A 21691-nucleotide genomic window follows, 5' to 3' on the forward strand; every position below is an offset into this window, starting at 1 on the left:
TTTTGGACCCACCTGACCCCATGCCGAACTCAGTAGTGAAACGAAACAGCGCCGATGATAGTGTAGCAGCTGCTATGTGAAAGTAGGTCATCGCCAGGCTCCAAATAAGAGAAAGCCCGATTCGAAACAGTCGGGCTTTTTTGCGTCTGGGAGCTGTCAGCTTTCAGCCAGGTAGGTTGGGTAGAGCGAAGCGAAACCCAACACAATCCATGTGACCCTCTTCATAACCCATGGTTAAAAATTCTTAAAATCTCTATTGGTCTAACAGGTTAGCGATCTCTAAAATGGCTTACTTCACCTTGCGCTAATTCGTCTGTTATTAATGAGCTTTACCTCTTCATTGTGCATGACGAATTACCACGCTGTTGGGTTTCGCTTCGCTCTACCCAACCTACGCCAGGCCTTTCAACTTTCCCCTCACTAACTTTACTCTTTCAAACTTGCTAACTAGCGACTAAAAAAGCCCATACTCTTCGGTTTCTTCTGCTTCGTGGCGCATGAGGTGTTCTGGGCGGAAGATGGCGCTTGGGTCTAATAGTAAGCTGTGTTTATGCTTCATTTTAATTAGCCCGCGCATCATGTTTTTAGTTTGTGGGTCAACATCAAAACCAACAGAGGTAAGCTGCTCTAAAGGTTTGATATCTTCTTTCTTAACATTAATATTGTCTTCGACTTTATCGACCAGAAGCCCTATATGAGGTGTTACACCGTCTTTAGTTGTAAAAATGATGATTGGCTTGTAATCAAGGCTTATCTGCTCTCGGGCCGATTCAAACAACCGGTTTAGCTGATTAAGAGTTTGTCGTTTTTTTTCTTCAAATAAAATAATTACAGAATCTTTTGACTGTGTTTTCCGTACTTCTAGAAGTTCGCTAGCCATAACATGTAGTGCATGGTAGGGCTTTTCAAGTTTGGCAACAATGCTCTTAAGATCTTCATTATCAGTCTCGAAATCTTTGTACCAGCGACTAAATGAGGACTTACTTGGATCTAGCGAATTTGTGAAGGATGTTCCAGTAGATAGGTTGTTTTCTAATACATTAAGCCATTCTAAGTGCTCTTTTTCTCTTTCAACTAATAATTCTGAAAGCGCGGCATTTACTTCGTATGTTGACCTGTTATTTAAAACTACCCCCAAATCAAATATGGGGGTCGGCGTGTCCATATAATCTTTGACCCCGATAAAGCTCTTATTTTCATTGGGCAATGACGTTAAATTACCCTCATAACGTTCAGTTAGAAGAATATCAAGAATTTTTAATGAAATGGTCTTGTGCCCAACTCGGAAATTAATCAGATCCATATTTCCCTCAAAGCCTTGTTAAGTCTTTATAGCATAGAACATTATTATGTTTTTAGTGATGGATTTACAAAATTACTTTTTGAAATAGGAGCGGTAGATTTTTTTATTATTTCCAGCACTATGACTATTAAATAAATCAGCGAATTCAGATGTGTCAGTGAAGAGGTGAGTTAGCTCGGTCAGCAGACATTGATTGTTTAGAGGCGTTGGGCATTTTTGGGCAGCGCTAACCAATGCTACGGCATTCAAATAACCTTCAAATATAATTCTATTCGCACTCGTGTGATAAGGCTCGATATCTTCAATAAACTGCTTACACCAAGGGTTTTTACAGTTATTAGGGTCGGGTACCACTTCAGTGACCATAATGTTGGCGGGCTGTTTCACTCGCTGATATAAATCATGGCTCGAAACGAAAGACACCGAAGTATAGTCTGGGTTGAAGTTTTGTTTGTTTGCTGCATTAATGAATTCAGCGAGAGGCTCGTAAGTGCCGACTAAACAAATTGCGGTTGCTTTACTTTCTTTTAGAAGCGCTAAAGCTTTTGAAATATCATCACTATTGCGCTTAAACCGAGCGACTTCTACAGGTTTAATACCATGTATTTTTAATACATTAACAAGGTTGTTTTCTACCATATAGCCAAACTCATCGGCTTGGATCATCAAGCCAATTTTTTCATGCTTACGCTCTTTCACGAAATAATTAATTTGCTCTATGGCTTCATCTTGGTAGCTCGCACGAAGATTAAATACATTTGGCATTGAGCTATTATGTAAAAAATCAGCGCCTGTAAATGGCATTAGAAATGGAATGCGGTGCCTATCCAGAATAGGTTTAATTGCATGGGCTGTTGGTGTACCCATAGAGCCAAAAATTGCATGGATCTTTTGATCAAATAAAAACTCGCGAGTATTCACTACGGTATTTTTTGGCTCATAACCATCATCAGCTAAAATCAGATCGATACTTTGCCCATTAATACCGTTTTCTTTGTTGATTTTATTAAAGTAAATATTACTGCCAAGCGCCAGTTGTTCGCCTATTTGCTTTGCGGGTCCAGTGAGCGCAGTGGACATGCCGAGTTTAATGGTAGGCTGTGCGTGTTCAGCTAAAGCTATCTGAGGTAGTAGCAAGGTACAAATACATAAACACTTAATGGCTGTGATTTTGAAGTGATTTATAGTGAGCATACCAACCTTGCACTGCGGTTTTGAACTGTGACTCTAAGTCTTTTTTACCTGTAAAACCGGCTTCTTCGATTAAGCTATTTACAGAGGTTTGCTGTAATACTAGTCGAATAAGGATGAACTTTGTATGTTCATCTAATAAATTTAGACTAATTGGTGTGCTCCAAAGTATTTGCCATAGCAATGGCTGTACTTGGAAGAGGTTAATATCACCAGTTAACAGCCGCTCAGCTCTTGCATCTAAGGCAGAAGATAGCTCACTTTTTGGTAAGCCTTTGAATAGCTCTGCAATAAGCTGCCAAGGAAGTGAGCTAAAGTGATCAAGGAGTTGCAAAGAGAGATCTTGCTTAAACTCTTCTATTAACAGTGTTGCGCTATCTGTCGTTTGCTTATCTAATGCTTTAACCACTAAGGCAGCATGTTCTGCCGTTGCTTTGTCATGACTAAATCCAAGCTTAACAACGTTGAAGCCATTACTTTGCCAAAACTTAACTAACGCTGCATTGGCTCCAAAGCTGGCACCAAAATAACTACAATTGCTTAATTGGCTTTCGCAGTGGTTTAACAGGGCTGAGCCTATACCTTGCTGATGACATTCAGGTGCAACAGCTATTCTCACGACTCTCGCTGAGTGTTTACACAAATCTTCTATTTTTCGGCTTAATTGAGTCAGAGTTTGCGCCATTAAATGACCATGTGGCCGACGCTTTCCTTTTATAACTTGCTCTGCAATCTCAGGCGTTAAGCCACCCTCAATAGCAATTAAGCAAACGGCTTTTAATGCATTTTCTTGTTTGCAGATAGATAGCTGTAGCTCTGGGGCATCAAGCAATTGGCGTAAGTCGTTTACCGTGGTTTGATAATGAGCCAACGCCAATAGCGCCATAATTTGGCTAAGCAACTGCTCATCATCAATGAGTTGCTCTTTGCTTATGCTTTCGAATTGATATGACTCTTTACTCTGCGTTTCTAGGTATTTTGCATCAAGTAATAGTAGTTCACGTAGGCTATGTTCGAGGGGGTCATACTTGGCGAAACGAACAGGTTCATCCAAAGTAATTGCCTTTAGCGATTTAAATTGGCTACGTAAGTAATGTAAAAAACGTAACGTGTAACCACGCCCATTCCCTTCGTAACCAACCATAGTGCTAGCAAATACGATTCGTGGATAACTTTTTAGTATCTCTAATAGCATAGGAACCGGAATCGCCGCTGCTTCGTCGACATATAACAGATCGCAATCAGGTTTTTCGTTTAGCAGTGTATCTGGCGCAATGTAACTAAGGTTAGCTAGTTGCTTACAGTTTTGCTCTTTGCTAACACCAAGCTCAGCGGCTAAATGTTTAAAGCTTGTTTGTACGGCTTTAGCTTGGGTGGCGCAAATTAGGATTCTTTTATCTTGAAGACTTGCTGCTGCAAGCCCTAAAGCGGCTGACTTACCACGACCTCGGTCTGCACTGATCACAAAAGGACGATTAGCGCGCCCTGTTGCGGTTTTAATAATTTGCTCAACACATGCTTGTTGTTGCTGATAATTTATCTCAGCAGTTGCTGGCGAAATAGATTGGTAAGCAGGAGGCGAGTGCTTAGTAAAATAATGTGGCTGCAATTTTAGCTTGGCGAAAAAGCGCTGATTAAAAAAGCTGTGTTTAATTGCTTCGCCATAAGAGGTAATACTTGTGAGTGCTGGGTCTTGCCAGTTATTATCATCGGGCAGCAGTAATATAAGTACACCACCAGCTTTTACGGTACCGGCAAGCGCGGCTAGTTTATCGGCATATAAACCGCTAAAACCATCAAAAATTGCGTGTTGAAACTCTTGACCAAGAATCTGGTGAGCATGTTTTGGGAACTCACTATTTGCTAATAATGAGCTGCTACTGAAAACATAGGTATTTTTTAGCGCTAATTGGTTTGCAAACTGATAGCACCAAGTTTCGCTGCCTTGCACAATGACAAGCTGGCGATGCTTTGCAATCACCAGCTCATTACATAGCGCTGTTATATACTCATTATAAGGCTTGAAGTCTTGCATACTGTGTTACAAGCCATTTACTGCCTAGATCATCAAAGTTCACTTGAATACGTGACTGTGCGCCGCTGCCTTCGTAATTGAGTACGGTTCCTGCACCGAACTTAGCGTGTAATACGCGCTGTCCTAAGTTAAAGCCGCTATCTTCAAATGCGGCATGTGTTACTGATGGACTAAAACGACCTGCCGCAGGTGGCCTTGAAACCTGTGTTTTAATACGAATTTCTTCGATACAGTCTTCAGGCATTTCGCGTAAAAAGCGTGATGGGCTGTGGTATTTTTCTTGTCCGTATAAACGGCGGCTTTCTGCGTGGCTAATATATAGTTTTTCCATCGCGCGAGTCATGCCAACATAACATAAGCGACGTTCTTCTTCTAAACGACCAGACTCTTCATTACTTTGTTGTGATGGGAACATGCCCTCTTCAACACCCACCATAAATACCAGCGGGAATTCTAGGCCTTTTGCTGAGTGCAGTGTCATCATTTGCACCGCGTCTTCGTGCTCATCAGCTTGACCTTCGCCAGATTCTAGAGAGGTATATGCCAAAAAGCCTTGCAGTGGTGAGCTGAACTCTTCATCTTCAGGAAGTTCGTATTGACCACAAGCACTAATAAGCTCTTCTAAGTTTTCTACGCGGGCACGGCCTTTTTCACCTTTTTCAGCTTGATACATTGCCATTAACCCCGAGCTTTGAATGGTGTATTTCGCTTGCTCTTCTAGGGTGAGATCGCTGATTTTATCTTCGATATGCTCAACAAGTTCTAAGAATTTTGTCACGGCACTTGCTGCACGGCCAGATAAGTGCTGCTGCTCGATAATAGCTTTAGCGGCATACCAAAGTGGCAATGACTCATTGCGCGCGCAATCACGAATGTGGCTTAGTGTTTTATCACCAATGCCGCGAGCAGGGGTGTTAATAACGCGCTCTAAAGCCGCATCATCTTGACGGTTACCAACTAAACGTAAATACGAAAGTGCATCTTTGATCTCTTGGCGCTCGAAGAAGCGCATACCGCCGTAAATACGGTATTTTAAACCTTCTTGTAGCATTGCTTCTTCGAGTACACGAGATTGCGCATTGTTACGGTATAAAATCGCGGCGTCTTGTAATGCATTACCTGCATTTAGCCAGCTACGTAGTTTGCTGCTAACAAAGCGCGCTTCGTCTAATTCATTAAACGCAGCGTAAACTGAAATCGGCTCACCATCATTGCCGTCTGTCCACAGGCTTTTGCCCATGCGTTCAGCATTGTTTTTGATCAGCGCGTTTGATGCTTTCAAAATTGTTGCCGTTGAACGGTAATTTTGTTCAAGGCGAATGGTTTCGGCTTCGAAGTCAGTTAAAAAGCGTTTGATATTCTCAATTTTTGCGCCACGCCAGCCATAGATACTTTGGTCATCATCACCTACGATCATAATACTGTTGGTGTTACCTGCGAGTAATTTTAACCAAGCGTACTGAATCGTATTGGTATCCTGGAACTCGTCTACCAGCATATGGGCAAAACGCTGTTGATAGTGACGTAAAAGTGTTGGGTGGTTCTTAAGTACTTCGTAGCAGCGCAGCAGTATTTCTGCAAAGTCGACTAAACCTGCGCGGTCACAAGCCTCTTGATATGCAGCATAGACTTTCAGCATCATTTGCTCATTAATATCGTAGGCTTGAATGTCTTTAGGGCGCAGACCTTCATCTTTTTTTGCGCTGATATACCAACCAAATTGTTTTGCAGGCCACTTTTTATCATCGATGTTCATCGCTTTAAGTAAGCGTTTGATCATACGTTGTTGATCGTCAGAATCTAAAATTTGAAAGCTTTCAGGCAAGTTCGCTTCACGGTGATGGGCGCGCAGAATACGATGAGATAAGCCGTGGAAAGTACCAATCCACATACCACCAACCGGTGCTTTTAACGTTTCTTCTACACGAGTGCGCATTTCTTTCGCGGCTTTATTTGTGAAGGTTACCGCAAAGATACTGTATGCAGAAGCTTGCTCAACTTGCATGAGCCATGCGATGCGATGAACAAGTACTCGAGTTTTACCAGAACCTGCACCTGCAAGTACTAGCATATTTTGCAATGGGGCTGCGACTGCATCCCGTTGTTTGTCATTTAAGCCATCGAGTAATTCAGAAACGTCCATCGTTACGCCTTTTCAATCTATAATGGGTGGAGTATAACAGGTGTTTATGCAAGGCTAAATAAAATACTGTTTTTATAAACAGCTATTTTGGCAAGTCATTAAAATTGAAGTATTAAAATTGTGAATTTGACCGATTTTTAGCAAAAAAAACTAAAATCAAAATAACGCTACTTTTTAACACTCTGATTTGTAAGCCATAATAAGTTGGCATAAAGTGTGTTTACTAAAAGTATAATCATTAAAAACTACAGAGGTTAGTATGGCAGAGCAAGGTTCTGGCGGTAATGTAATCGCAGCAATATGTAATATCTTTTTTCCTGGTTTAGGGCAATTGGTACAAGGCCGTTTAATGGCGGCTATTGCATTCTTTTTAGCATGGGTTATTAGTGGGGCACTAATTTACGTTGCAGTTGGCTTTATTTTACTGCCAATCGTATACCTATGGGCGATTATTGATGCTGCGCGCTTCAAATCGCGACTCTAGCTATTTTAATAGCATAAACACGAGCGCCATGTTGGCGCTCGTGCTGATTTAAGACTACAAAACTCGCCACGTTTAGCTGCAAACGATATAATTAGCAGATAACGTATTAAGAGTACCCTCCATGGAATATCAATTTATCCGCGATCCTATTAGCGGTTTACGCATTAAAATCTCCTCTGAACATGCCGTCATAGGCCGTTGGCTAAACGAAGAAATCGGTAAAGAAAAAATCGCGATGGTACAAGCATTAATCTCCGCGGTTAAGAGCAGTCATGAGTCTTTAACCTTACAAGGTCAAGAAATTGATTTGATCTTAAGTAAAGACGAAGCGCTATTCGAAGCACATGCGTTACATCAAGACAACGAAGACTTAGTTGCCTACCAAGATGATGATTTAATGCTTGAAGAAGAAGGCTTGTGTAGTGGCTGTGGTTTTGAAGACTTTGTTGATTTAATTGAATCTTGGCAAGAATTTACACAAGGCCGATAAGCAGAAGCATATTCTGCTTATCGATTACTAAATTATTGCTCGCTCACTGATTTAACAGCGGCTAGTAATAAATCTTCTGTTAAGCGTACTTTGTAATTTGGGTTGGCGTATTGAAAATTAACTAACCCATTAGTGTCTATCACAAACACTGCAGGTACGGGTAACGCTACTTTCACTTCGCCCTCTAACGAGACAAAGTTAACCCCAAGTTTGTTGCGGTAAATCTTTGCTGTTTTGTCATCTAAGTAAAACGCTAAACCTAACTTTTGTGCCAACAAAAGGCTGTCGTCAGACAATAATTGATAGTTTGGTGAAGTAATTTTTGATTCAGCGAGCTTTTCAGGACTATCTGGCGAAACGGCAATTATCTGTGCTCCTAAATCCGCTAGCTCTTTCTCAATTTTTTGGACATTGGCCAATTGCTTTGAACAATATGGGCACCAGCCACCACGATAAACAATGAGCACAGTCGTTTTTTCTTTAAAACGCTCAGCGAGTGAGACGGTTTTACCGTATTGATCTTTTAACTCAATATTTGGCACTGCTAAGCCGGGTAATAATGGGCTAACTTGCTCTGCTGATTCGGCAATATTGGTTGCAGTCGCGGCAATAACTTGGCTTGATAGTACAAATAGTGCACTAATGAGTAGAGATTTAAACATAGGCTTCCTCGTTTATTTTTATCAACTGCAAAGCAGACCTGATCATATGTGTTTTTATTTCATCAATGACAAAATTATCTGTAGTATATACATAATTGAAAATGCAAGTTGGGATAAAGAATGTCTGCTAATTTACAAAAACTCGTTGTTATGCTCGAGATGCAAAATGCGATGAATACTAAAGTTCATGAGCAATGGTTTAGCCAAGGTTTTGAATGGTATCGTGCAATTTGGGTTGAGTGTGCTGAAATGCTGGATCACTACGGTTGGAAGTGGTGGAAAAAACAAACCCCAGATACAGAACAAGTTATTTTAGAGTTAGTTGATATTTTCCATTTTGGTTTATCTTTACGTATTGATGGTGAAACCAGCTATGAGCAGTTAGCTGCACAACTTGAAGCTGAGTTAAATGCACCAGTTCAAGCCGATGATTTTAAACAAACACTCGAAGTGTTAGCTGGGTCAGCAGTCGCTGAAAAGAGTTTTAATGCAGCCGCATTTGCAGGTTGTATGGCGCAAATTGGTATGGATATCGATGACTTATACCGTGGCTATGTTGGTAAAAATACCTTGAACTTCTTCCGCCAAGATCATGGCTACAAAGATGGTAGTTATATCAAAGTGTGGAATGGCCAAGAAGATAACGAGCACTTAGTTGAAGTGGTAAAAAGCCTAGATACAGAGCATGCAGATTTTGCAAAACTTGTATACCAAGGCTTAGAGCAGCGTTACCCGAAGTAATTATTTAACGGGTATAAACTCGCGAAAATCGATGGTCGATAAAAAGCCATCGAACTGTTTATGCGGTTGCTGACTATCAGGGTTGGCAACCGCAAGTATATGACCAATACCAAACTCTTTTGCCGCATCTAGCACGGCGGGGCTGTCATCCACAAATAAAGTCCGTTCCTTATCAAACTGCCATTCTTGATGTACTTGTTGCCATAATGGTTGATGCTCTTTACTCACGCCATATTGGTGAGTTGAGATCACCCCATCTAAGTAATTATCGATAGCAGTGTGTTCAAACTTTAACATGGCACAATCTGGGTGCGCGTTAGTAAGCATGATCAATTGCTTGCCTGCTTTTCTAAGCTCAGTTAAGAACGGCGGAACATCTTCACGAATTCTGATTAAATGTTGAATGTCACGTTTCAGTGCCATAATTGGTAAATCAAGTTGCTGCTGCCAATAATCTAAACAGTACCAATTAATTTGTCCGTGAACTTGTTGATAACGATGTAAAATGTCAGCTTTTGCTGCGTCTAAACTGATTTTATGTTTACGCGCATATTGCTCGGGAATAACGGTTAGCCAAAAGTAATTATCAAAATGCAAATCGAGTAGGGTGCCATCCATATCTAACAACACAGTATCGATTTTTGACCAATTTAACATAGGCAATTCACTTTAAAAGATTTATGATGAGCATAACTGCCATGATAGCAAATTAATGCCAATGACACAGAAAAAGCATCCTACACCACCGCAAATTTTGTCTAATGAAGTTGTCGCTAAAAGTCGACTATTTACTGTTGAGTCTCTCGAATTGAAGTTTTCAAATGATGAACAAAGGCAATACGAAAGAATTCGTGGCGGTGGCAGAGGTGCAGTGATGATAGTGCCAGTAACGGCCGATAACGAACTGTTATTAGTGCGAGAGTATTGTGCAGGCACCAATGATTATCAGTTGGGTTTTCCAAAGGGCTTAATTGACCCAGGCGAAACACCTCAGCAAGCTGCAGACCGGGAGCTTAAAGAAGAAGTTGGTTTTGGTGCTAAGCATTTCGCTGAACTAAAAAAAGTCAGCATGGCGCCAAGTTACTTTAATGCCACGATGCATATTTTGTATGCTGAAGATCTCTACCCTGAAACCTTACCTGGTGATGAGCCAGAACCGCTTGTCGTTGTAAAATGGCCAATAACTGATTGGCAATCATTATTGCAACAAGAAGACTTTACTGAAGCACGAAGTGTCGCAGCTTTGCTATTATTAACAAAGTACTTAGAGTCGGGAGCGGGCAATGAATGATTTTTTAGAACCGTGTATTCGGTTAGCTGAGCAAGCAGGCGATGCCATTATGGCCATTTATCAGCAGGATGATATTGGTGCTGAGCAAAAGTCAGATCATACTCCGGTCACCAAGGCTGACTTAGCATCAAATGATGTATTAATGGCGGGTTTGAAGAGCATAGCCCCCGATATTCCAATTATGTCAGAAGAAACACCGATCCCAGCGCTGGCAGATAGAAAAGATTGGCACCGTTATTGGTTGCTTGATCCTATGGATGGTACCGGGGAGTTTATACTTGAAAGCGGTGATTTTGCAGTCAATATCGCTTTAGTTGAAAATAATCGCCCAGTGCTGGGTGTTATTCATTGGCCAGCGAAACAAGTGACTTATTTTGCAAGTTATCAAAATGGCGCATTTAAACGTGCAAATGGCCAAGATCAACAAATTTCAGTAGCAACACCCGATAATTTAACCTTAGCAGTAAGCCGCAGACAAAAAATTGAAGCGGTCAGTCAGTATTTAAACACTCAGTTTGCGACAGTAGCATTAGGCTCATGCTCATTAAAAGCCTGTATTATTGCAGAGGGTAAAGCTGATTGCTTTTTACGTATCGGACCAACTGGTGAGTGGGATACTGGTGCGTCACAAGTGATTGTTGAAGAGGCCGGTGGCTGCATTACCGATGCTGAATTCAATCCGTTAACTTACAATCAACGAGAAAGCACAGAAAACCCTGATTTTATCGTGATGGGTCACCCCGATTGGGAGTGGCAAAAAATGATTAGTCCTCATCAGCGTGCATTTTAACTTTGTTTTGTGTGCTTTTTGTTCGCTTGAGTTAAATTTGTCACTATAACCCTTGATTTCTAATCTTATTGCTATATGATAGCGCTCTCTCTGAAACAGGGCGTCGTTAACATGCTCATGTTACTTAGAGATTACAGGCGCGGGATGGAGCAGCCTGGTAGCTCGTCGGGCTCATAACCCGAAGGTCGTCGGTTCAAATCCGGCTCCCGCAACCAATTTTTAAAAGATTGGTGTAATGTTGGAACTATAAAGGTCGTCGTCACGGCGTGAGGCATTCACTCTTCACCTTCACAGCTCCCGCAACCAATTCTTTGAATTGGCTGACTTCTTAAATTAAGTGAGAAGTAAAATAAACTTAATATTCAGGCGCGGGATGGAGCAGCCTGGTAGCTCGTCGGGCTCATAACCCGAAGGTCGTCGGTTCAAATCCGGCTCCCGCAACCAATTTTTTGAATTGGAAGGCAAGTTGTTATGTAAAGCAACTTTAAATAAATCTACAATTTCAGGCGCGGGATGGAGCAGCCTGGTAGCTCGTCGGGCTCATAACCCGAAGGTCGTCGGTTCAAATCCGGCTCCCGCAACCAACTGAAATTGAAGATTAAAATTAAATGAGTTTGATAAGTAGGCACGCGAAAGCGTGTTTTTTTATGCCTGAAAAAGTAAGTCTTAAGTAATCATATCACAATCAGTTTGAAGCCGAATCGTGTTATTTCGCGCGTTATCTTTTGAATATTGCGCGATATAAAATCGCGCCTACAATGCTCGCTTACCGCTATGATAACTCACGCCTAGCATGCTTAAGGTAAGCTTGTAGACTTTCTTGCCAAAGTATTAGGGCTTCGGTTAATAGTTCTTTTAAGGGCTTGTTATCAAGCAACTTACGTTCGATGCGCTTCAGCTCTGTACCGTATCGATTAAATCCTAGCTGCAATGCTGTGCTTGCTTGACGGTGAATCAGTTTGATGCACTGCTCTTTGTCATCATCTACAAGTTGTTGACAACGAATGAGTTTATTTCTAGCAGATAAAACAAACTCATTGTAAATCGATGATACCTCATCCTCGCTGAATGAGCTTATCAATGTAGCAGCTGCCGTTTCATCGTAAAGTGTATCTCGTAATTCCACCGCGATACTCGCAGATTGGTTTGTTTGTGAATCGCTCAGAGCTTGACGTAATTTCTGCTGCTTTATTGGTTTGCCTACAATATCTTTTATACCTAGTGATAAATACTCTTTTATTTCATCTGGACTGAGGCTAGCGGTAAATGCTAATACTGGCGTGCGTTGATTTAAATGGTCGATATTTTTTAGCTTTTTTAAGACTTCTTGCCCTGTTAAATCAGGCAAATTCATATCGAGTAATACCACATCAAAGTGATGTTTCTGCATCAGTTCAATCGCGCTATTGCCATCTTTTGCAAGTTTTATCTTATGCTCATCATCAGCCATAAATTCGATGGCAATTTTCTGATTTAAATCGAGATCTTCAACTAATAACACGTCTAGGCCAGTAACATAATCCTTTGATTGGTGACGCTGTTCAACTAGGCTAAGCTCACCAATAGCAAGTGAAATATCAAAGCTGAAAGTACTGCCTTTTTTAAGCTCACTTTCTATGTTGAGTTTACTGCCTAACTTTTCGAGTAGCCGGCTGGTAATTGCTAAGCCAAGGCCTGTGCCTCCTTTCTCTTTACCTGCACTACTTTGCACGTATGGTTCAGTGAGGTAGGCTATTTCTTCATCTTCAATACCAGGGCCTGAGTCAATCACACTTACTCTAACTAGGTGGTCTAGTTGGCCTTCATTAAGAAGCTTCACATGAATCTTTACGGCTCCTTGGTCAGTAAACTTAATTGCGTTACCTACTAAGTTTATAATAACTTGCCTGAGTTTTTGTTGGTCGCAGTAATAACATGCCTGTTCTGGCAAATCATATATCAACTCAAACTTTAAGTGTTTTTGTTCCGCTAGGGGGCTGAGAAGTAGGCAAAGATTATTTAGCCAAGTTTTAAACTCAACATCCTCTTCATAAAGTGCTTCATCTCGTTGATCTAAGCTGGCGTAGTCGAGAACTTTATCTACTAATAAATTTAATGATTCAGCGGAGTTAATAATTGCTTCGCAATAAGGTTTATCACGGGGGTCACTCGATTGGTTCATGATCAACTGTGCACTACCTAAAATACCGTTTAACGGTGTGCGAATTTCATGACTAATAGTTGATAAGAACAAACCTCTTATTTCTAAATCTTTATGGGCTTTTTCGGTGAGTTGATTAAGGTTTTGCTCACGCCTTTCATTACATAGTAGTGCCATGCCTGTAGCATAGAACATTGGAGCTATTACGCCATTAATAAATAAAGTGAAACTAAACCAGTCTGCAGATAATAGGTTGGCGGTTGTAATATCTCCCATCATTAAAGTACGGCCAGTAAACACCGCTAGGATAATGCTGAGAATTAAAATATAAACAATACTGCCATTAGGGTAACTTTTACGGCCATTACGAATAAACAAAGCCAGTAAAAACAATGATTCAACAATATGTTGAAGGTCAGAAACCAATATTCGGCTGCGTAACTCTGCGCTGTCAGTAGCAAGGTAAATCATAGTGATAGCTAAAGCGACTGTGATCGAAACAAAGGTTTTAAAGCCAACGCATTTGGCATTCAAAAACTGACAAATTGCGAGTACATGGATGATTGAGGCACTAAACAGTAGAGTATTTGCAATGGCAACACTGGCAAGGTTATTAATATGGCCATGTAGTGCAAAACTCATTACTGATGCAAACATCACAAGTGGATAAAAAATATAGAGTAAGGTGCCCGGAGTCTTATTGTTGGTTCGCCAAGTAAGGTAATTAAGAAGGGTCATTACTGCCATCATGGCAGCGCTGGCGTAATATAAAGTAGCTGAGTCGAGCATTGTATTTCCAGTGTTTGGCAATCAGTTTGAGCATAAAGTCAATTACAGTGATTAGCAACCAGAAACAAAAACAGACGCAGTAGCGTCTGTTTTAACAAGTAGGGTATTTCGTTTAACGAATTTCGTCAGGAATGTTTTGCTGAGCCCAAGATAGTAACTCAATACGATTACGACACTTAGTTTTTCTAAATGCACTGTATAAGTGAGTTTTCACTGTATGCGGACTAATACTTAAATCTTCAGCTATTTCTTTGTTTTTCGAACCTTTACTCATTAATGAAATAATAGCTTTTTCACGTTTGGTAAGCTTAACTGGTTCGATATCACCGTCTGTTAATTTATGTAGTGCGTCTTTGTTAAACTGCAACATACGGTTAAGTGCATTACACATAATATCACGACGGTACCAGAGTTGGTCTTCAAGTAACAAACGAATGCCTTTCATTAGCACATCGGCGTTATCCGTGGTGTAAAATACACCTCTTATGCCACTTAGAAGAGCGCGATTAGCTAGTTCTGGGTTTTCATCTAGATTAAATAAAACAATATCGCATTTAATTCGTAGATTAACTAATTGCTCCTTTAGTTTTCCCCACGGATCTGTACTTGACGTTTCAATGAATAGCAATCGTGTGCCTTCAGGTACTTCAGAAATATCAGTACCAGTTGTCACAGTAAGTCCTTGTGTTTTTAACAATGGTTCTAATACATTTACACCAATCGTGTTAATCGGTTCTGGATCTAATAATAAAAAGGCTGAACTACTCATATTTATTCACTCTTGAAAAAAGTTGACAATTGCATCCTATCACGCAATCCACCCCTTTCGTATTAGAAATTTCTGAGACTTGTGCAGGAAAAGTACAGTTTGTGTCTATTTTGTGTCAAAAAATACAGCTAGTTAACTAATTGCAATACATTAACTAGCTGATCTGTCACTATTATAGACAAAAACAGTATCTTTGTTCTACCTTTTACATATTTTTACATACTAAAATATTAGAGATTGGTTTTTTTCTTGTCTTGATACGGAGGCCAGCCCATTGTTTTACCTGCCAGCATATGTAGGTGTATATGGTACACAGTTTGTCCGCCATGGTCATTACAGTTCATTACGACGCGAAAACCGTCTTCACTAAAGCCAAACTGTTTGGCAAGTTTGGCAGCAACCACATATAAATGACCGACTAAAGATGCATTTTCTTCCGTAACATCATTAATCGTCGCTATTGGTGTTTTTGGGATGATCAGCACATGAAAAGGGGCTTGTGGGTTAATATCTTTAAAAGCTAAAGACAACTCGTCTTCATATACAATATCAGCAGGGATCTCTCGGTTAATAATCTTTGTAAAAATAGTCTCTTGGCTCATACTTAGCTCTCTTATAAATGTGGTTAAATGACCGCCCACTAATGACAAACTTTATTTGCAGTGTCAAACTGAAACTGCCGCAAGTTGAACAACCAAGGAGTGAACATGCGTAAGTTAGTATTACTGAGTAGTGCGTTAATGCTATTTAATAGTTTTAGCAGTGTCGCTGAGACTATTCACTTTCCAGAAGAGTTTGTACCCTTACAAGTTGGAGAGCGCCTAATTGAACAGTCGTTTTTCAGTCGCGTTGACGATGTTGAGCTTGCTCCTGGTACGTACCAAGTGAAGATGAAATATACCGATCTTTACGAGCAAGGTTATGATGACCACCAAGTTGTTGAGTCAGAGCCATTTTGGGTTGAGCTTACAGTAGAGAGTGGCAAAGACTATGACTTAGTGTTTAATCGTGCCAGTAATGCTGTTGCGGCAGAAGTGTTTGCTGAATCACCGCAAGTAAGCTTAAAAGCTAAGGGCAGTGAACTTGCTGTGCCGCTATCGATAGTTAGCTATCGTGCAGCTAGCGCGCCTGTACAAGCTGTAGCCAGTGCCCCAGTTGCTGCTACAAGTACAAGCAACAAGCCTGCGACTGCAGTACCTGTCACATTGCCTGCAAAAGTACCCGGCGGACAAGCGGGTTTGAAAAATATGCCAAGTGCAGCTGCGATGCTTGAATTTTGGTGGCAACAAGCAAGCCCTGAAGAGCGCCGTGCGTTCTTACAAAAAGTAAGTAACTAATAAAATAATTAAAAAAGGCGCTGATTGCAGCGCCTTTTTTGTGTTTGATGACTTACTTTGCAAATAAGTCGTCAACAGTACCTTGTGCAAGTGGGTGGTAACCCGGACGTGCTTTTAAGTACACATCATGCGCCCAGTCTTTTTTACCGTTTTTAATAAGTGCTTTATAGAGTGGCACAATTAATTTACGACGACCGATGCCTGATAGATGTTCATCAAGCGCTGGGTAAATTGGTTGATAACCATTACCTACCGCTAGCATAAACCATGCGAAAGCACGCTCTGCATTAGTTGACTGTGTTAGGTTGAATTGATTATCAAGCTCAGTCATTTTTTCGATGCTTAAATCGCGAGGTAGGTTATTCAAAAAGTGTAGCCACTCATGAACTGACCAATCCGCTGTTGGTAACTGGGCTGCACTGATCTCACCGTTTAACCATGTTTTGGTTACAGCATCAACTTTGTCGAAGGCATCAGAGGTTGGATTAGGTGCATCGCTTGGTAAACCTGGCTCAAAGATCCACTCATTCACTTTATCCATGCTGACTACGCCTGGGTATTTGTCGATCAGGTTTGCTTTTAAGTAAGTAACAAATTGCGCTGTTGTAAGAGACTTAAACGCAAATTGGTCAAAGTAACCCTTTACGAATGGGTCAAACTTATCACGGCCAAATTTGTTTTCTAGATAGATTAAGAAAAGCTGACCTTTAGTGTAAGGCACTGAGCTAAATGCATCATCAGGATCGCGGCCATTAAGCTTTAAGTTAAGGCGTGTATCTGGTGCTGGAAGAGTTTTAAGTAATGCGCGTAAGCCCGCTGCATCAAGCGCTTGTTCCATAACTGCACGGTCACGACCAAACACTTCTTCCATAATGCGGTTTTCAACGTAAGACGTGAAACCTTCGTTTAGCCATAAATCTTCCCATGTCGCATTGGTTACTAAGTTACCAGACCAAGAGTGAGCAAGTTCGTGAGCAATTAGGTTCACTAAGCTTTTATCGCCAGCAACAACCGTTGGTGTAATGAATGATAAACGTGGGTTTTCCATGCCACCAAATGGGAAGCTTGGCGGTAGCATTAATAAGTCATAACGACCCCATGCGTATTCGCCGTACATCGCGTTAGTTTTATCGATCATCGCTTGAGTGTCGTTAAACTCAGCAACTGATGCATCTAAAATTGTTGGCTCAGCAAAGATACCCGTTTGCTTAGACATAGCTTTAAATTCTAAATTACCTGCACCAATTGCGATTAAGTATGGCGAAATTGGTTGTGGCATATTAAATAGATAATCGCCGTCCTTATAAAGTGCATCTTTGTTATCAGCACTCATTACCGCACGAATGTCTTTAGGAGTGTGAATACGTGCCGAGTAGGTTACGCGCATTGCTGGCGTATCTTGTACTGGGATCCAACTACGAGCATGAATTGCTTGTGATTGGCTGTACATAAATGGGTGTGATTTACTGGCTGTTTGCTCTGGCGTTAACCACTGTAAACCTGAAGCTTCTGGGCGGCTGTTGTAATAAATACGTGCTTTAACCGCTTGGCTTTTAAATTTAATTGTTAATTTTGAGCCCTTTACGTCATCACGTGCAGCAAGGGTGAAGTCAGCTTTGTGCCAGCTGCCTTTTTGATCTTGATACATTACTTTGTCAATATCTAAATCGCGTGTATCAAGTACCAGTGTTTTGCTTGTTGCGTTGTGCCAATCTAGCGTGTGCTCAACAAAACCTTCTAGTTGTTTGTCATCAAAATCAACATCTAAATCTAGTAGTAGGTGAGTGGTTGTTACGTCATCTAAGTTTGCGTAAGTGTGCTGGCTGATTGCATCTGCAGTTGCTTGAGAGCAAGCACCGGCCATAGCAAGACTTAAAAGTAATGGTTTAAACTTCATAATAACCCTGGAACGGAAATGAAAAAGAGCCCGTTTTATAACATGATTAGTGCAGTGGGTTGAGTGATTTTTACAATCTAATGCGTATTTTGCGACGATAGGTTACACTAATGCGATTAGTTACCGGTAACCTTTGAGGCGTTTTGTGGCTCAGTCCCTGCAATCTTTTCATACCTTTTCTTTGCCAAGCCAATGCCAGCATTTTTATCAAATTGATGAAGTGAATCAGCTTTTAAGCACAGACTTTTCTGCGCCGTTTTGTATTTTAGGTGAAGGCAGTAATACGGTGTTTTTATCTGACTACCAAGGTTCTGTGATCCACATGAATACGAAGGGCATCGACATAGAGCAGCAAAACGATGGCTTTTTATTACACATTGCAGCCGGAGAAAACTGGCACCAATTAGTTGCTATGACTATTGCTAATGACATGCCTGGGCTTGAAAACCTTGCTTTAATACCTGGGACTGTTGGTGCTGCACCAGTGCAAAATATAGGTGCTTACGGTGTAGAACTTGAAAAGTTTGTGAGTTATGTCGAATACTTTGATATTGCCACCAAAACCATAAAGCGCTTAACTAAAGGCGAATGCCAATTTGGCTATCGTGACTCTATCTTCAAGCATGCACTGAAAAATCAAGCGGTGATCACCCAAGTAGGGTTGCTGTTACCTAAGAAATGGCAGCCAGTGCTTAGTTATGGACCATTGCAACTGCTTTCAGAACCCTCTCCACAGCAGGTATTTGAGCAAATCATCACAACCAGAAACAGCAAACTACCAAACCCCAGTGAACTTGCAAATGCAGGCAGTTTTTTCAAAAACCCAGTGATCAGGAATGAGCAACTTGCGTTACTTTTAAAAAGCTACCCAGAGCTACCTCATTACTTTGTGGATGCTGAGCATTATAAAGTTGCGGCGGGGTGGTTGATTGAGCAAGCTGGGTTAAAAGGCTTTAAGGTCGCAGGTATTGAAGTGCATCAGCAGCAAGCGTTAGTGCTAGTAAACCACGGTAATAGTACAGGTGATGACTTAATTGCCATGGTAAAGCATGTACAACAACAGATTTGGCATAAATATCAGATTGCTTTACAGCATGAAGTACGCCTGATCAATGCTGAACATGAATGCCACATTGAATTGGGAGCTTCATCATGAAAGCGCCAGATGGAAATAAGCTCGCTATTTTACAAGCTTTAAATACCGGTGGTTTTATTTCTGGTCAGCAATTGGGCGAGCAGCTCGGTATTAGCCGTGCAGCAGTGGGTAAACATATTCATTCTTTGCAGGAGATGGGGCTCGATATATTTAAGGTTACGGGTAAAGGGTATTGCCTAAATAATAGTGCAGGCTTACTGAACAAAGATAAGATCGGTCTGCATTATAATGAGTTAGGTGGCAGCACCGCTAATGTTGAAGTGCAGCCTATTATTGACTCAACCAACAGTGAGTTAATGCGCCGTTTGCAAACAGAAGTATCACTGCCATCTGGAAGCGTATTAGTTGCAGAAATGCAGCAAGCGGGAAGAGGGCGCCGTGGGCGCGTTTGGCAATCTCCGTTTGGTGCAAACTTATACTTTAGTTACTTTTGGCGTTTGGATGATGGTTTGCAAGCTGCTATGGGGGTATCTATTGCTGTTGGGCTTGCTGTTTACGATACGCTTAAAGCCTTATATCAATTGGATGTAGAGCTTAAGTGGCCAAACGATATCTACTTAAACCGTGAAAAATTAGCGGGTGTATTAGTTGAGCTTGATGGTCAGCCGCAGGGGCCTTGCCAGCTTGTAATAGGTATAGGTATCAATTTACATATGCCAGAAAGTGTTAGCCAACACATAGATCAAGCATGGACTGATTTAAGCCAGCATGTACAGGGATTAGATAAAAACAAGCTGGTGGCCTATTTGTGCTTTTATTTAGAAAAACGCTTAGCCCAGTATCAGCAATCGGGTTTAAACGATATGTATCTACAATGGAATCAATTAAATGCATTTGCTGGTGAGTGTGTTGAGCTCAATACGGGTCATCGTAGCTGGCGTGGTATTTGCGAAGGAATTGATAACCAAGGTGGCGTGCGTATTCGCCAAGACGGCGAAGTGAAAAGTTATTATGGTGGTGAAATTTCACTACGTAAGGCTGAGCTATGAAATTATTAGTGGATGTTGGCAATACCGCAATTAAAGCCGTTTTGTTTGATGGTAAGGATTACCAAACCTGTGAACTCAGCAATTTACCTTGGTCACAAATAACAGAGCTGGTCTATGCCTGCGTGGGTAGCACTGAGCTACTTAAACCGTTATTAGCACAGGCGCAGCAACACGCCGTTCCTTATTTTGAAGCACAGGTGAGTGCAAAGCTAAACACGTTAAGCTGTGCCTATCAGCAGTATCAAAATCTAGGAATTGATCGTTGGCTGGCTGTCATTGCCGCGTATGTCGAGTTCCCCGAGCAAAATTGCATTATTATCGATGCCGGCACTGCAACAACAATTGATGTACTCAATAGTGAAGGTGCACATCTAGGTGGTTGGATTTTACCAGGCCTTGATTTGATGACATCTTCACTTACCCAGAATACCCAACGCGTGTTTGATGATGGACAAACCCCATTTGCGACTGATTTAGGCCGTAATACGCCAAATGGCCTCAAGAATGGTGCGATGGTTGCTACCCTAGGTGCAATCGAGCAAGCAAAACAACATCTTAACCAACAGGGTTGTCAGTTATTATTTGCTGGTGGTTATGGCAAATTGTTAGCAGATACATATTTAGATGCTAAGTTTGACAGCTTGCTCGTATTTAAAGGACTGAATTATTGGCGTGAATTAGCTATAAAGCAGTAAAAATACGGCAATTTGCCTGAATAGTGAGCGTTTAACACATAAATTCACATTTTTTTTAATTTTATGGTTGCATCACAATAAACCTTACCTTAGAATCTCGCCCCGTACTAAAGCAGTGCCGACTTAGCTCAGTTGGTAGAGCAACTGACTTGTAATCAGTAGGTCATCCGTTCAACTCGGATAGTCGGCACCACTTTCCTTTTACCGGAAGTGACTTAGTAAAGAATTTTCGTGGAGGGGTTCCCGAGCGGCCAAAGGGATCAGACTGTAAATCTGACGGCTCAGCCTTCGCTGGTTCGAATCCAGCTCCCTCCACCACTTTATTCTTGACGGTTAGAGGTAGTTTAAGAACAGGTTCCTATGCGGGCATCGTATAATGGCTATTACCTCAGCCTTCCAAGCTGATGATGCGGGTTCGATTCCCGCTGCCCGCTCCAGACTTCTGGTGTTGCTGATATAGCTCAGTTGGTAGAGCGCACCCTTGGTAAGGGTGAGGTCGGCAGTTCAAATCTGCCTATCAGCACCAGTATCGAGAACTCATCTTAATTTCTTCCTTTATCTGTCAGAAAAAACTATTTGAAATTTGAAAAAATTAAATTAATCTACCCTCGGTGGATTATTTTCATATGTAATCTAGATACACAAAACTGATAGGTTCCGTCATGGCAAAAGAAAAGTTTGAACGCGTAAAACCGCACGTAAACGTTGGTACAATCGGCCACGTTGACCACGGTAAAACAACTCTAACAGCAGCAATCACTAACGTACTTGCAAAAGTATACGGTGGTG

The 21691-nt window shown here is 41.3% G+C and carries 20 protein-coding genes, 7 tRNA genes and 1 rRNA gene; 18 read left to right on the forward strand and 10 right to left on the reverse strand.

Going from position 1 to position 21691, the window contains the following annotated elements:
- A 5S ribosomal RNA gene (rrf, locus tag L1272_RS20575) occupies window positions 1-99 on the forward strand; the annotation flags it as partial.
- 355 nt (window positions 100-454) lie between these two features.
- Here the strand turns inward: rrf and L1272_RS20580 are convergent.
- The 4 genes from L1272_RS20580 to uvrD all read right to left on the reverse strand — a co-directional run bounded on the left by L1272_RS20580 (window position 455) and on the right by uvrD (window position 6672).
- A complete protein-coding gene (locus L1272_RS20580) occupies window positions 455-1303 on the reverse strand; it encodes a CZB domain-containing protein (protein WP_138619624.1) in 849 nt (282 codons plus the stop codon).
- A 72-nt stretch (window positions 1304-1375) separates the two neighbouring features.
- Window positions 1376-2497, reverse strand: coding sequence for an ABC transporter substrate-binding protein (locus L1272_RS20585; protein WP_235374196.1), 1122 nt, complete (start codon window positions 2495-2497; stop codon window positions 1376-1378).
- Window positions 2460-4529: a GNAT family N-acetyltransferase gene (locus L1272_RS20590; RefSeq protein WP_187491169.1), complete on the reverse strand. Its 2070-nt coding sequence runs from the start codon at window positions 4527-4529 to the stop codon at window positions 2460-2462. The genes L1272_RS20585 and L1272_RS20590 overlap by 38 nt, the downstream gene beginning before the upstream one ends.
- The gene (uvrD, locus tag L1272_RS20595) at window positions 4507-6672 is read right to left on the reverse strand and encodes a DNA helicase II (RefSeq protein ID WP_235374197.1); all 2166 of its coding nucleotides are present in this window, start codon (window positions 6670-6672) and stop codon (window positions 4507-4509) included. The genes L1272_RS20590 and uvrD overlap by 23 nt, the downstream gene beginning before the upstream one ends.
- A 259-nt stretch (window positions 6673-6931) precedes the next feature.
- Here uvrD and L1272_RS20600 point away from each other — a divergent pair, with 259 nt between their 5' ends.
- Both L1272_RS20600 and L1272_RS20605 read left to right on the forward strand, forming a co-directional pair.
- Entirely contained in the window at window positions 6932-7156 is a 225-nt protein-coding gene (locus L1272_RS20600) for a hypothetical protein (RefSeq protein WP_054554878.1), read from the forward strand.
- A 121-nt stretch (window positions 7157-7277) separates the two neighbouring features.
- Window positions 7278-7646 (forward strand): YacL family protein, encoded by a 369-nt coding sequence (locus tag L1272_RS20605; protein ID WP_199530313.1) that lies wholly within the window; start codon window positions 7278-7280, stop codon window positions 7644-7646.
- 32 nt (window positions 7647-7678) lie between these two features.
- On the opposite strand, the gene L1272_RS20610 is transcribed toward L1272_RS20605, so the two are convergent.
- Complete coding sequence (locus L1272_RS20610) at window positions 7679-8308, reverse strand: peroxiredoxin-like family protein (RefSeq protein ID WP_054554876.1); 630 nt, start codon at window positions 8306-8308, stop codon at window positions 7679-7681.
- A 120-nt stretch (window positions 8309-8428) separates the two neighbouring features.
- Between L1272_RS20610 and L1272_RS20615 the strand changes: the two genes are divergently transcribed.
- Window positions 8429-9049: a dUTP diphosphatase gene (locus L1272_RS20615; RefSeq protein ID WP_138602654.1), complete on the forward strand. Its 621-nt coding sequence runs from the start codon at window positions 8429-8431 to the stop codon at window positions 9047-9049.
- Here the strand turns inward: L1272_RS20615 and yrfG are convergent, their stop codons facing one another.
- Window positions 9050-9706 carry a GMP/IMP nucleotidase gene (gene yrfG / locus L1272_RS20620; protein WP_054554874.1) on the reverse strand — a complete coding sequence of 219 codons (657 nt, stop codon included), beginning with the start codon at window positions 9704-9706 and terminating at the stop codon, window positions 9050-9052.
- Between the two features lie 61 nt (window positions 9707-9767).
- On the opposite strand from yrfG, the gene nudE reads away from it, so the two are divergent.
- The 5 genes from nudE (at window position 9768) to L1272_RS20645 (ending at window position 11714) form a co-directional block, all read left to right on the forward strand.
- Complete coding sequence (nudE, locus tag L1272_RS20625; RefSeq protein ID WP_171037179.1) at window positions 9768-10340, forward strand: ADP compounds hydrolase NudE; 573 nt, start codon at window positions 9768-9770, stop codon at window positions 10338-10340.
- Window positions 10333-11130 carry a 3'(2'),5'-bisphosphate nucleotidase CysQ gene (gene cysQ / locus L1272_RS20630; RefSeq protein ID WP_199530314.1) on the forward strand — a complete coding sequence of 266 codons (798 nt, stop codon included), beginning with the start codon at window positions 10333-10335 and terminating at the stop codon, window positions 11128-11130. Before nudE ends, cysQ begins: the two co-directional genes overlap by 8 nt.
- Window positions 11131-11268: 138 nt before the next feature.
- Window positions 11269-11345: transfer RNA gene (locus L1272_RS20635), tRNA-Met, on the forward strand.
- 152 nt (window positions 11346-11497) lie between these two features.
- Window positions 11498-11574 (forward strand) — tRNA-Met (locus L1272_RS20640).
- 63 nt (window positions 11575-11637) lie between these two features.
- A tRNA-Met gene (locus tag L1272_RS20645) sits at window positions 11638-11714 on the forward strand.
- 188 nt (window positions 11715-11902) lie between these two features.
- On the opposite strand, the gene L1272_RS20650 is transcribed toward L1272_RS20645, so the two are convergent.
- The 3 genes from L1272_RS20650 to L1272_RS20660 form a co-directional block, all read right to left on the reverse strand.
- Window positions 11903-14059, reverse strand: a complete 2157-nt coding sequence (locus L1272_RS20650; RefSeq protein ID WP_054554871.1) for an ATP-binding protein — start codon at window positions 14057-14059, stop codon at window positions 11903-11905.
- A gap of 112 nt (window positions 14060-14171) precedes the next feature.
- Window positions 14172-14828, reverse strand: coding sequence for a helix-turn-helix transcriptional regulator (locus L1272_RS20655; RefSeq protein WP_054554870.1), 657 nt, complete (start codon window positions 14826-14828; stop codon window positions 14172-14174).
- Window positions 14829-15058: 230 nt separating this feature from the next.
- A complete protein-coding gene (locus L1272_RS20660; protein WP_054554869.1) occupies window positions 15059-15430 on the reverse strand; it encodes a histidine triad nucleotide-binding protein in 372 nt (123 codons plus the stop codon).
- Between the two features lie 105 nt (window positions 15431-15535).
- Here L1272_RS20660 and L1272_RS20665 point away from each other — a divergent pair, with 105 nt between their 5' ends.
- Window positions 15536-16165, forward strand: a complete 630-nt coding sequence (locus L1272_RS20665; RefSeq protein ID WP_235374198.1) for a DUF2057 domain-containing protein — start codon at window positions 15536-15538, stop codon at window positions 16163-16165.
- A gap of 52 nt (window positions 16166-16217) precedes the next feature.
- Here the strand turns inward: L1272_RS20665 and L1272_RS20670 are convergent, their stop codons facing one another.
- Window positions 16218-18062 (reverse strand): M1 family metallopeptidase, encoded by a 1845-nt coding sequence (locus L1272_RS20670; protein ID WP_063529780.1) that lies wholly within the window; start codon window positions 18060-18062, stop codon window positions 16218-16220.
- Window positions 18063-18207: 145 nt separating this feature from the next.
- On the opposite strand from L1272_RS20670, the gene murB reads away from it, so the two are divergent.
- From murB to L1272_RS20710, 8 genes are all read left to right on the forward strand, one after another.
- Window positions 18208-19218, forward strand: a complete 1011-nt coding sequence (gene murB / locus L1272_RS20675; protein WP_054554866.1) for a UDP-N-acetylmuramate dehydrogenase — start codon at window positions 18208-18210, stop codon at window positions 19216-19218.
- Entirely contained in the window at window positions 19215-20207 is a 993-nt protein-coding gene (birA, locus tag L1272_RS20680) for a bifunctional biotin--[acetyl-CoA-carboxylase] ligase/biotin operon repressor BirA (protein WP_054554865.1), read from the forward strand. The genes murB and birA overlap by 4 nt, the downstream gene beginning before the upstream one ends.
- Complete coding sequence (locus L1272_RS20685) at window positions 20204-20902, forward strand: type III pantothenate kinase (protein ID WP_054554864.1); 699 nt, start codon at window positions 20204-20206, stop codon at window positions 20900-20902. The genes birA and L1272_RS20685 overlap by 4 nt, the downstream gene beginning before the upstream one ends.
- Before the next feature lie 117 nt (window positions 20903-21019).
- Window positions 21020-21095 (forward strand) — tRNA-Thr (locus L1272_RS20690).
- A 40-nt stretch (window positions 21096-21135) separates the two neighbouring features.
- Window positions 21136-21220 (forward strand) — tRNA-Tyr (locus tag L1272_RS20695).
- 44 nt (window positions 21221-21264) lie between these two features.
- Window positions 21265-21339: transfer RNA gene (locus L1272_RS20700), tRNA-Gly, on the forward strand.
- A gap of 13 nt (window positions 21340-21352) precedes the next feature.
- A tRNA-Thr gene (locus L1272_RS20705) sits at window positions 21353-21428 on the forward strand.
- A gap of 136 nt (window positions 21429-21564) precedes the next feature.
- A partial coding sequence (locus L1272_RS20710) for a GTP-binding protein (RefSeq protein WP_033023824.1) occupies window positions 21565-21691 on the forward strand: 127 nt, incomplete at its 3' end.

Source organism: Pseudoalteromonas sp. PAST1 (assembly GCF_021532515.1).
Classification (GTDB): domain Bacteria; phylum Pseudomonadota; class Gammaproteobacteria; order Enterobacterales; family Alteromonadaceae; genus Pseudoalteromonas; species Pseudoalteromonas simplex.